We start from the raw sequence: 11602 nt of genomic DNA, 5'->3' as shown, positions 1-11602 counted from the left end.
TGATAATATTGCTATGAATTCAAATAGAGGATCTGCTGTTCTTAGTTCTGCAACTTTCAAAGTGCAAGCATCTTCAACAGGAATGACTGATAATCATCGCTTGCGGCTGTTTTCAGGCTCTGCCAATTTACAGCTGTCTCAAGAAGTCGCTCGTTATGTCGGGATGGACTTGGGGCCAATGATTCGCAAAAGATTTGCGGATGGAGAACTTTACGTTCAAATCCAAGAATCAATTCGGGGTTGTGATGTCTATTTAATACAGCCATGCTGCCAACCCGTGAACGATCATTTGATGGAATTATTGATTATGGTTGATGCCTGTCGTCGAGCTTCGGCGCGACAGGTGACAGCAGTAATTCCCTACTATGGCTATGCTCGTGCCGATCGCAAAACGGCAGGACGAGAGTCAATCACTGCCAAGCTGGTTGCTAACTTGATCACCGAAGCAGGTGCCAACCGCGTTCTAGCAATGGATTTACACTCGGCGCAAATTCAAGGCTATTTCGATATTCCCTTTGACCATGTTTACGGTTCTCCAGTATTGCTGGATTATCTAGCAAGCAAGCAATTGCCCGACCTTGTGGTTGTTTCCCCCGATGTTGGCGGTGTAGCAAGAGCCAGAGCATTTGCCAAAAAATTAAATGATGCTCCCCTAGCGATTATTGACAAGCGTCGTCAGGCACATAATGTTGCAGAAGTGTTAAATATCATCGGCGATGTTAAAGGCAAAACAGCAGTGTTGGTGGATGACATGATTGACACTGGCGGCACGATCGCAGAAGGGGCGCGATTACTGCGTGAAGAAGGAGCGCGTCAGGTATACGCCTGTGCAACTCATGCGGTATTTTCCCCACCAGCTATGGAGCGATTATCCAGTGGTTTGTTTGAGGAAGTTATTGTCACCAATACAATCCCCATACCAGAAAACAATCGTTTTCCTCAACTAGTAGTGTTGTCAGTAGCTAATCTCTTAGGAGAAACTATCTGGCGGATTCATGAAGATACTTCAGTCAGCAGTATGTTCCGCTAGATTGTCATTCCTGTTATAGGCATAAATTACCCACGCTGGTCCCTTGATTGGGTGCAGTGTGGGCTTTTGCTTTTAGTTATTAATTTTAAATTTTGAATTTTGAATTTTGAATTCCCCATTCGCGTAGCGTCTCGCAGAGAAGGGGTTGACTCCTTACCTATACAGCCAAACGCGGAGTAGTGAAAGTAATTGCTCAGTATCTACAGGTTTAGTTATGTAGTCAGAGGCTCCAGCTTCGATGCACTTTTCGCGATCGCCTGGCATAGCTTTAGCAGTTAAAGCAATTATTGGTAGTGAGCGAAACTGTTGTTGCTGGCGGATGGCGCGGGTGGTTTCGTAACCATCCATTTCTGGCATCATAATATCCATCAACACTATATTGATGTCAGGGTTAGTTTGCAGTCTCTCTATACCATCTCTGCCATTTTCGGCAAACAGCACTTGCATTTGATAGCTTTCTAAGAAGCTGGTGAGGGCAAAAATATTCCGCAGGTCATCATCTACAATCAAAATTTTCCGATTAGCTAGCACCGGGTCATTTTGATGTAGTTGCTCTAGCATTTGACGCTTTGGTTGCGGCAAATTTGCTTGCACTCGATGCAAAAACAGGGCCGTTTCGTCTAATAACCGCTCTGGCGATCGCACATTTTTAATGATAATTGTCTCTGCTAACCCCCGCAGTTGAGTTTCTTCTTGGCGGCTGAGTTCTTTGCCGGTATAAACGATAATTGGCAGTTTCAACAGCCTGGGTTCTTGCTTGATTTGCTCAATTAGTGCAAACCCGCTCATATCGGGCAGACCAAGATCCAGTACCATACAGTCAAAGTGCTGCGATCGCAAAATCAACAGCGCTTCTGCTCCCGTACCCACTGCTGTACTCTGGACATCACCATTACCAATCAATTCGATAATACTTTGGGCTTGTACGGGATCGTCTTCTACTATGAGGAGATTTCTGACCTGACGCTCAATAAAACCTTTAATATCAGTCAATACCTGAGTTAACGCTTCTGGAGAAACAGGTTTTTGTAGGTAAGTAATTGCTCCTAGCTGTAATCCCCGTTGCTGTCTTTCATCTACGGAAAGTATATGTACTGGTATATGCCTAGTATCTGGTTTATGCTTTAGACGATCCAGCACCGTCCAACCATCCATTTCTGGCATATAAATATCTAGCATAATCGCATCGGGCTTAAACTGTTGCGCGAGTGCTAGACCTTGTTTGCTCTGTAAGGCAACTATGACCTTAAAGCCCTGCTCACGAGCCATATCTAGTAAGATGCGGGCGAATTTATCATCATCCTCGATAATTAGCAAAGTGCGATCGCCCGGTTGAATTATTTCCCGGTCATCTGGAATTTCGTGGGGGAAGGTGGTAAGTACTTTCGCGGTTGAAGAGGTGTCCACAGTTGTGGGTCTGTTTTCTACCAAAGGCACTTCTTTGATAGTCGATGCTTGGCGGATAGTGATTGGTTGAGGAGGTGTAAAAGTACTTTGACTATTCTTTTCTTGTCGTCTGGGTAGGTAGAGAGTGAAGGTGCTTCCCTGCCCTGGTTGGCTGACTATTTCAATTCTCCCTCCCAACAGTTGAGCCAATTCGCGGCTGATGGACAAACCCAAGCCAGTGCCGCCATACTTGCGGCTGGTTGTGCCATCTGCCTGCTGAAATGCCTCGAAAATAATCTTCTGCTTCTCGGCTGGAATGCCTATACCCGTATCGCTAACAGCAAAAGCAATCATTGGATTCTCAATTTCGGCTGCGTCAGAAGACATACTAATTTCTAACTTCACGCCTCCTTGTTCAGTAAACTTAAAGGCGTTAGCTAGGAGATTCTTTAGCACTTGTTGCAGACGTTTAGAATCGTTATAAATTGTCGGGGGTAACTTACTATCCAGTTCAATAGTAAAATTGAGTTCTTTATTGTGCGCTACTTGCCGGAAAGTCTGTTCTAGAGATGTCTCCAAATCTGCAAAAGCAATTTGCTCAATATCGAGTGACATCGTACCCGACTCAATTTTGGCTAAATCTAGAATGTCATTGATCAATTCCAGCAAATCAGTTCCAGCCGAGTAAATAGTCCGGCTGTACTCTACCTGTTTATCGGTCAAGTTGTTAAGAGAATTATCTGCTAACAGTCTGGCTAAAATTAACAAGCTATTTAGGGGTGTCCGTAATTCGTGGGACATATTCGCCAGAAATTCCGACTTATATTTGGAAGACAAAGCCAATTGTTCAGCTTTTTCTTCCAAAGACTTCCTCGCCCGCTCAACTTCCTGGTTCTTGCGAGCGACTTCCCGATTTTGAACTTCTAAAAGTTCTGCCTTTTCTTCTAATTCCTCATTTAATTGCTGTAATTCTTCGTTAGACTGCTTGACAAGAAATTGTGATTCCTCCAACTCGTGCGCCTGTTCTTCCAGGCGTTGATTACTCTGCTGTAATTCTTCTTGCTGAGTTTGCAGTTCTTCTGTTAAAGCAACAGACTCTTCAAGTAGTTGCTGGGTTTGCAATTGTGAGGCAATGTTATTTAAAAATACACCCAGATTTTCACTCAATTGCTCTAAAAATGTCAGATGCAGATTGCTGAAAGTCGCAAAAGAGGCAAGTTCAATTACGGCATTCACCTGCGTCTCAAACACTATAGGCAAAACAATAATATTTAGCGGTGGTGCTTCTCCCAAGCCGGAACTAATGCGGATATAGTCACTAGGAACTTCTGTGAGCAGGATTCTTTGTTTTTCTAGGGCGCATTGTCCCACCAATCCCTCGCCTAAGCGAAACTGATTTGCTAAGTTTTTTCGTTCTTTGTAAGCATAACTACTCAACAACTTCAGTACTGGTTGGTCGTCTATAGAGGCCATTGCATAAAAAACGCCCTGTGATGCCCCAACCAGTGGCGCTAAATTTGACAATATCAAGCTAGACGCAGTTTCCAGATTTCGCTGCCCTTGGAGCATCTGGGTAAATTCAGCTAAGTTAGACTTTAACCAGTTTTGCTCTTCATTTTTTTGGGTTGTATTTCGCAGATTAACGATCATCTGGTTGAAGGTGCGCGTCAACACGCCAATTTCATCGTAGCGATCGCTATCTGGTAAACTCACCGATAGATCCCCATCCGCCATTTTTTCTGCCAAACCAGAAACTTGCTTTAGAGGTGCTGAGATATGTCTGGTCAAGGCAAATCCGATCAAACCTAAAATTAAAGAAAATAAGGGAATACTATAAATAATACTGGCGATCGTTTGCCGGGCAGCTGCTCTTGCTCTTTCAGAGCGCTGTTTCAGCAGTGCATTCTCCTCAGTTTTCATCGCCTGGATAACTTTCTGAATCTGATCCATCAGCTGCTTACCCTGGTCTGTCAGGACAGCTTTCTGAGAAGCTTCTAAACCTTGGCTTTCCCGTAGCTCAATGACATCTTTCATTACAGCCATTCTCTGAGTTAGTAATGGCTGCAAAATATCAAGCCGATTTTGTTGGTTGGGATTATCCTCTGTTAACCTTTGAAGTTCCTTGACTTTTTGATTCAATAATTCAATTGCAGCGTTATAAGGTTCTAAATAGCGCTGTTCGCCCGTAATAATGTAACCGCGTTGCCCAGTTTCAGCATTTGTCAGTTGCAGATTGAGGTCTTCAAGCTGACTTAGCACCTGGTAGGTATGGGTTTCTTTGCGCGAAGTTTCAATTAGATCGTTGGTGCTTTGGTAGGAGATCAGACCAATGGTGGTCAGAGTTGCCAAACTCAGGGCAAAACTTACTCCAATTTTGGTTCCAATCTTCAAACGGTTAAACATTATTCCAGGCAAGTATTTAAACTATTTCTGTTTTTAAGACTATTTCGATTATGTTCTAAATATCCAAACTAAATGTATAGTGTTTAGTTTATCTGAGATATGCCTAGTTTTTGGCACGCTAAATATTAGCACTTCCAATTCTATATATATTTACAAATTAGCGTTACTTTAAATAAATCTTTAAATAATTTTTTCTGACGTTTTTATATTTTAACAAACCTTGAATTTTGAAATAGCATAACCTCTTTCAAAAGGAGCAACCACTTTTTTGACAATTTGATCTTGCGGTGGATATTTAAACAGTTGTTCTTAGATTATAAACTTAACATCAGACTTTACAAAAACAGGGTGAGTTTTATGATCGCCGTAATTGACATAGCAAGACCCAAATTATGCAAAGGGCAAAAGGTGGAATTTATTGGTGGATTGGCAACCATAAGAGAATGTCATCCTAACTCTGGAAACTGGTCGTATCTTGTAGAAATGGCAATGGGCTCAGAACTGAAAATGGGTAGGATTGGTTATGAGACGACTATTTTACTATTTGAAACAGATATTATTTTACTCTAAGGCTAACCTCTTGTTGTTGCTTAGATTTAATTTGACATCACCTTTTTATCAAAAAAGCTTGGAGGAAATTAAATAATTTCAGCACATTTTATATTATCTAGTGAAACTTAAAACACTTGGATAATACAATAAAGTAGATAGGATAGAGCAAATGAACTTCATTTTCTATAAACGCTAAACATAGTACTTTTTGCGGATGGATAAAATACAATTACTATTGTACACCACTATCAAGAACAACCTTAACCTTAGTGATTGTAAGCGGTATTATGTTAGAAAGTTAGAGTTTTACAAGGCAATAAATACTTACGTAAAATATTTCATCTATAGAAAAAATATACTTCTCCGATAAATTTCAGGTTATTGAATTTAACTAGAAGTTGGTAATACTTTGGCGATCGCTTCTAGCCAGATCAAGCTCAGATTGGCTATGTATACTAAAATCTTGGATATTGTTACTCTCTAAAATCGCTCTTGCACCTGCTATGTATATATCAGTGCCTTTTATGACTACTAGATAATTTCCACTTGCGACCTGATGCTGATAATATCTGGCGATATCGTTAGGAATTCCTAGAGTGGGGTAAATATCTTGGGAACTGCTGATATTCACGTCTACAATATCACTTATATTGCTGATAATTTTAGCAATTATTGATACTTGACTCATAGGAAAACCAGCAGTTCTCAGTTCAGTAAGCGCTCTTTCTAGATTATGGTGCCTAGAAAAAACACCAATAGCGCGCTTATAACGACTATTTGGGGTGGAGTATGGCTCATAAAGACCCAAATGTTGAAGATCGCCGCGATTAAAAATCCTCTTAGCTAGACGAATTTCTATGTCTATGCCGGTTATCATCACCAAATGATAACCCTTACAGACCAGATCACTGTAAGCCTCTGCTTGCTCTTTAGGAATTCCTAAACTTACCAATACATCCGGTAAACAACCTGCTAAATTGCTAGCGATTGCTATTGCTTGTGCCCCGGCTACCATGACTTGGCCTACACCAGGAGCTACCCACGAGACTAGACCAGCTAATAAGTCATTCAAATCGCCTAAAGCACTACCAGTCAAGGCTTGATCAGCTTCTTCTGAGGATATATTGCTAGTGCTATCTTTAACTTCAACACCAGCAATATCACTTTGTTCTTCTGCATTTCTTGCAATTACAGAAACTTTGTGCATTGGAAAATTAGAAGCTTTTAGTTCCTGAAGTGCCAATTGTGCATCGGAACATTTAGCGAAAACTACTATAGTTCTTCGCTCTTTTTCTAATGTCATTTTATCGGTTTATTGCAGTTAGAAGTGATTCCCAAAATTATTAGCTAATTGAAGGTAATTATACAGCCCGGCGAGTCAGTAAACCCCACAGGAAAATCAGTAGCATAGCACCTAGAACAGCAAATAAAATGCTTCCTAAAGATAAAGCTCCTACAGATGCGGCGGCTGCTGAACCACTTCCTAGTAAAACTTGACCCAAATAACCACCGACTACGGCTCCAAGTATTCCTAATATAATTGTGGAAAGAATACCGCCACCTTGGGTTCCTGGATAAAATAACTTAGCTAACGCGCCTGCAATTAAACCCAAAACCAGCCAAGCAATAATGTTAGTCATTGAATCTTTCCTTTGTGAAAATGTGCTGTGTCGTTTCCTTTCGACTATTTCATATTAAGGTTTGCCTCTAAAATTACCGATCTATCTAGAGAACTAAAAGCAAAAATCTTTAGATATCATTTGAATATTCAGTGATTATCCGGCAGGGTATTTCCCCTACCGTAAGCCTTTCTGTATCTAGATAAATTGCTCCTACAGGGTATAGTTTTACGTAAGCCCTAGTAGTATTTTTATTAGTGGTTCAAGACTCAGGAGTAAGGACTAAGGAAAGAGCTAGTTGATAAAGTTGGCGACGGGGAAGGGAGGTAAATTTTGCTAACTGACGACTAGCTTGCGATCGCGATATTCCCTGACTAATTAACATTTTCAATTCGGCTTTCAATTCCTCTTCTGTCAGTTGGGGCTGACTGGCTGGAATTCCTGCCACGACTAATGTATATTCACCCTGGGGTTCTCGTTGGCTGTAGTGAGCGATCGCTTCGGCAATTGTCCCCCGCCAAAATTCCTCATACAATTTTGTTAACTCCCGCCCCAGCACAATTTGGCGATCGCTCCCCCAAACTTGTGCTAAGTCTTGTAAAGTATCTCGCAAGCGGTGAGGCGATTCGTAGAAAATCAATGTACGAGATTCTGTTTGCAGAGATTCTAAATATTCTTGTCTCTGTTGAGTTTTCGTCGGCAGAAAGCCTTCAAAGACAAACCGATCTGTTGGTAATCCAGATGCACTCAAAGCGGTAATTGCTGCACTAGCGCCAGGAATGGGAACTACTGAAATCCCCGCTTCAATGCAGGCTTTCACCAGTTCATATCCAGGATCGGAAATACCTGGCATTCCGGCATCACTCACAAGTGCGATCGCTTTATCGTTAATTAAATGCTCTAATAATTCCGGGATGCGACTGGTACGATTGTGTTCGTGGTAACTCACCTGGGGAGTTTTAACTTGAAAATGCTGTAATAATTTCCCTGTGTGCCGGGTGTCTTCCGCAGCAATGATATCCACAGTCTGCAAAATTCGCACCGCCCGAAAGGTTATATCTTCCAGGTTGCCAATGGGTGTACCGACAACGTAAAGTGTTCTTGGTTTTGGATCGGTTTGCATAAGAGAAAGTTAGCAGTTTTTGTAGAGAAGCGATTCATCGCGTCTGTGCAGGAGAGACAATAGAGACGCACAAGAGTTAAAAATAATAATTTATGCACCTATACGAACATATATGACGAATGGATAATCTAAAATCCAAAATTCCCAATCTAAAATCGCATCATGGGTTATTTGTCGGTTTAGTAACTTTAGATTTGATTTACCTTGCTGAATCTGCCCCCAAAAATAATCAGAAGATTGTCGCTACTGACTATACTGTAGCGGCAGGTGGCCCAGCAACAAACGCAGCTGTAACTTTTAGGCATTTAGGTAATCAAGCTACAGTCCTAAGTGTAGTGGGTTCTCACCCAATGACACAGCTAATTCGAGGCGATTTGGCAAATTACAAAGTTGCGATCGCAGACCTTGAGCCTACCACTGATTTAGCACCGCCTGTCTCCTCAATCATTGTCACCCAAGCCACAGGTGAAAGAGCCGTGGTTTCCATCAATGCTGTCAAAACTCAAGCCAGCAGCGCATCTATCCCGCCAGATATTTTACAAAATGTCAATATAGTACTGATTGATGGGCATCAGATGGCTGTAAGTTATTTCATAGCCCAAGCAGCTAAAGCCAAAAATATCCCAGTAGTAATCGATGGTGGCAGTTGGAAGCCTGGATTTGAGCAAATTTTGCCGTTTGTAGATTATGCCATCTGTTCAGCTAATTTTTATCCCCCCAACTGTCAGACTGGAGAAGACGTTTTTGCCTATCTGTCCGGCTTTGAGATTCCTTACATCGCCATTACCCACGGACAAAAACCAATTGAATACTTGAGTTGCACTAAAGCTGGTATCGTAGATGTGCCGCAAATACACGCGGTTGATACATTAGGGGCTGGAGATATTTTCCACGGTGCTTTTTGTGATTACATTTTAAGGGAAAGTTTTACTGATGCGCTGGCGCTGGCAGCTAATATTGCTGCTGATTCTTGTAAATTTTTTGGCACTCGGCGCTGGATGGATTTAAGATAATTCGTAATTCGTAATTCGTAATTCGTAATTAGTTAAACTAAGTATCGCTGTGCGCCCCTAATCACGTTATACATATTTTTAAATAGGCTAAATTAATGAAAGATTTACAAGAACTATTAGCGATCGCTCGTGAGATAGGTTGGGGTGCAGCAGATATACTGCGATCGTATTACCACGGCACCGCAAAAGACCCTAACTTAGATGTACAATATAAAGAAAATGAGCCTGTTACCGTTGCCGATGTAGCTGTGAGTCAATATATCTTGCAGAAGCTACAAGGAGCTTTGGGTAATGAAGATTTTGCTTACATCAGCGAAGAAACCTATCAGTCACCAACTACAGGCGCACACCCTTCCGCCCCTTGGGTATGGATAATTGACCCTTTGGATGGTACACGAGACTTTATTGAAAAAACTGGGGATTATGCAGTTCACATTGCTTTAGTCAAGGAAACACGCCCAGTTTTAGCAGTAGTGGCAGTACCAGAGGCAGAAAAGTTATATTACGCTACCAAAGGTGGGGGGACATTTGTAGAAACCAGTGATGGCTCTGTTCCTTTACAAGTGTTGTCAGGTAAACCAATTGAGGATTTAACCTTAGTGGTTAGTCGCTCTCACCGCAACCAGCGCTTAGATTACTTGCTACAAAATTTACCCTGTCAAAATCAGAAATCTGTGGGTAGTGTCGGCTGCAAAATCGCCACTATTGTCGAGCAACAAGCAGATATCTATATTTCTCTTTCTGGTAAGTCTGCGCCCAAAGATTGGGACATGGCAGCACCAGAATTGATTTTAACAGAAGCTGGCGGTAAGTTTACCCACTTTGACGGCGCTCCGTTGCAGTATAACACTGGTGATATCAATCAATGGGGAGGTTTGCTGGCGAGTAATGGTGAATATCACGAAGCACTGTGCCAGCAAGCAGAAAAGATTTTAGCGCAGTTCGACCATAGCTAATGGGACATTTGAGGATGAATATTTTTTAATTTGCTTTTAAAACAGCTAGTCATGTTATGATTGCACGCACTACCGATAATAATATTTACCTCTAAGTCCACAGCTTAATTTTCAAAACACTAAATAGCTGCGCGATCGCAGATTAAAAGTGTAACTTTTATAGTACAAGCAACAAAAGCCAGCCAATTGAGAAGTCTGCAAACCTGCTTTAAGGGTTTGATTTGTGAATAAAATTCACTATTAGACGATATTCAAAGGCTGAACGCTGTGTTAAACTCATGGACATAAAGATTATTTTCGGTTGAGTAACTAGTTTTGATTTCCAAAAACCGTCTCTCCGAATTTAACTCTCTACACTCCCTGAATTCGGAGATTTCTATGTCAATTTACGTCGGGAACCTGTCATATCAGGTTACAGAAGAGGACTTAAAGCAGGCTTTTGCAGAATACGGAACAGTAAGTCGTGTTCAACTACCCACAGATCGGGAAACAGGCCGGCCTCGTGGGTTCGCTTTTGTGGAAATGGAATCAGACACACAAGAACAAGCTGCTATTGATGCACTTGATGGTGCTGAGTGGATGGGACGTGACTTGAAAGTGAACAAAGCTAAACCTCGTGAGGATAGAAGCAGTTCTCCTCGTGGTAGTTGGGGTGGCGGTAATGCCCGCCGCAACAATAACAATCGCTACTAAAATCGATTGATTCCTAAAAGTTTCACATTTAGAGTCTCCAGCAGATAAAGCCAAAAGCTGCCCTCTGCTGGAATATTTTTTGTATCTAACCTTAAACCATTCATCTATTGCAGCTTCACAAAAAATGGTACTAGTGAAGAGAGTTTTTATCTACTTGAATCTTTTGAATTGCGCGTTGCGCTTGGATGGAAACTTCTCTATCGGGGTCATCTAACGCTTGTTGTAAGGGATTAATAGTATCAGGATGAGCTAAATTACCAAGTGCAATTACTGCTTCTTTGCGTACATCTGCATATTCATCTGTTAATGCTTGAATTAATCTTGGCATAACTTGAATATCTGGAATTTTTTGCAAAGCTTGTGCTGCTGATTTTCTCACTTGCCAATGTTCATCATTTAAAGCTATTTCTAATGCTGAAATTGCTTGATTATTTGCATGAATAGCCAGAGATTTAGCTGCATTCCGGCGAACTTGCCAGTCACTATCATTTGTAAGTGCTTGACAAAGTATTGTAATCACTTCTGTATCTTGTAAATGTTCTAAAGTTAAAGCAGCAGCACGACGTACACTTGCTTCCTCATCAAAGATTAAATTTAAAGCTCGGGGACATTTTTCTAGTTGATTTATATATCGCAGTGTGGTAATGGCTGCTTCTCTTAATTCAGGATTTTTTGATTCTAGAAATGGCAAAATGTAGGGTAAAGATTGAATATCATGTATCTTCCGCAAAAGCACTAAAATATTTAATTGCAGATTTACATCATTACTTTGCAGTTTATCTAGTAATAGTAACAATTCATCTTGTGTTATTAACTCACTTAATGCT

The 11602-nt window shown here is 41.2% G+C and carries 10 protein-coding genes; 5 read left to right on the top strand and 5 right to left on the bottom strand.

Going from position 1 to position 11602, the window contains the following annotated elements; genetic code table 11:
• Nucleotides 1-13: 13 nt before the first annotated feature.
• The gene (locus GNF10_RS30745; RefSeq protein ID WP_185587678.1) at nt 14-1030 is read left to right on the top strand and encodes a ribose-phosphate pyrophosphokinase; all 1017 of its coding nucleotides are present in this window, start codon (nt 14-16) and stop codon (nt 1028-1030) included.
• A gap of 153 nt (nt 1031-1183) precedes the next feature.
• Here the strand turns inward: GNF10_RS30745 and GNF10_RS30740 are convergent, their stop codons facing one another.
• Entirely contained in the window at nt 1184-4819 is a 3636-nt protein-coding gene (locus GNF10_RS30740; protein WP_185587676.1) for a response regulator, read from the bottom strand.
• Between the two features lie 357 nt (nt 4820-5176).
• Between GNF10_RS30740 and GNF10_RS30735 the strand changes: the two genes are divergently transcribed.
• Nucleotides 5177-5389: a hypothetical protein gene (locus GNF10_RS30735; protein ID WP_185587674.1), complete on the top strand. Its 213-nt coding sequence runs from the start codon at nt 5177-5179 to the stop codon at nt 5387-5389.
• A gap of 373 nt (nt 5390-5762) precedes the next feature.
• Here GNF10_RS30735 and GNF10_RS30730 read toward each other — a convergent pair whose 3' ends face one another.
• The 3 genes from GNF10_RS30730 to rsmI all read right to left on the bottom strand — a co-directional run bounded on the left by GNF10_RS30730 (nt 5763) and on the right by rsmI (nt 8113).
• On the bottom strand, nt 5763-6674 hold the full coding sequence (locus GNF10_RS30730) for a hypothetical protein (protein ID WP_185587672.1): 912 nt from the start codon (nt 6672-6674) through the stop codon (nt 5763-5765).
• 58 nt (nt 6675-6732) lie between these two features.
• Nucleotides 6733-7011 (bottom strand): GlsB/YeaQ/YmgE family stress response membrane protein, encoded by a 279-nt coding sequence (locus tag GNF10_RS30725; RefSeq protein ID WP_012408938.1) that lies wholly within the window; start codon nt 7009-7011, stop codon nt 6733-6735.
• 241 nt (nt 7012-7252) lie between these two features.
• The gene (rsmI, locus tag GNF10_RS30720; RefSeq protein ID WP_185587670.1) at nt 7253-8113 is read right to left on the bottom strand and encodes a 16S rRNA (cytidine(1402)-2'-O)-methyltransferase; all 861 of its coding nucleotides are present in this window, start codon (nt 8111-8113) and stop codon (nt 7253-7255) included.
• Between the two features lie 119 nt (nt 8114-8232).
• Between rsmI and GNF10_RS30715 the strand changes: the two genes are divergently transcribed.
• The 3 genes from GNF10_RS30715 to GNF10_RS30705 all read left to right on the top strand — a co-directional run bounded on the left by GNF10_RS30715 (nt 8233) and on the right by GNF10_RS30705 (nt 10775).
• Nucleotides 8233-9126, top strand: coding sequence for a sugar kinase (locus GNF10_RS30715; RefSeq protein ID WP_185587668.1), 894 nt, complete (start codon nt 8233-8235; stop codon nt 9124-9126).
• A 95-nt stretch (nt 9127-9221) separates the two neighbouring features.
• The gene (locus GNF10_RS30710; RefSeq protein ID WP_185587666.1) at nt 9222-10082 is read left to right on the top strand and encodes a 3'(2'),5'-bisphosphate nucleotidase CysQ; all 861 of its coding nucleotides are present in this window, start codon (nt 9222-9224) and stop codon (nt 10080-10082) included.
• A gap of 378 nt (nt 10083-10460) precedes the next feature.
• Nucleotides 10461-10775 carry an RNA-binding protein gene (locus GNF10_RS30705; protein ID WP_012408942.1) on the top strand — a complete coding sequence of 105 codons (315 nt, stop codon included), beginning with the start codon at nt 10461-10463 and terminating at the stop codon, nt 10773-10775.
• A gap of 130 nt (nt 10776-10905) precedes the next feature.
• Here the strand turns inward: GNF10_RS30705 and GNF10_RS30700 are convergent.
• The coding region (locus GNF10_RS30700) for a HEAT repeat domain-containing protein (RefSeq protein WP_185607333.1) at nt 10906-11602 on the bottom strand (697 nt) is incomplete at its 5' end.

The sequence above is a fragment of the Nostoc sp. UCD121 genome, assembly GCF_014222285.1.
Classification (GTDB): domain Bacteria; phylum Cyanobacteriota; class Cyanobacteriia; order Cyanobacteriales; family Nostocaceae; genus Nostoc.
This window is presented reverse-complemented; position numbering and strand designations above follow the sequence as displayed.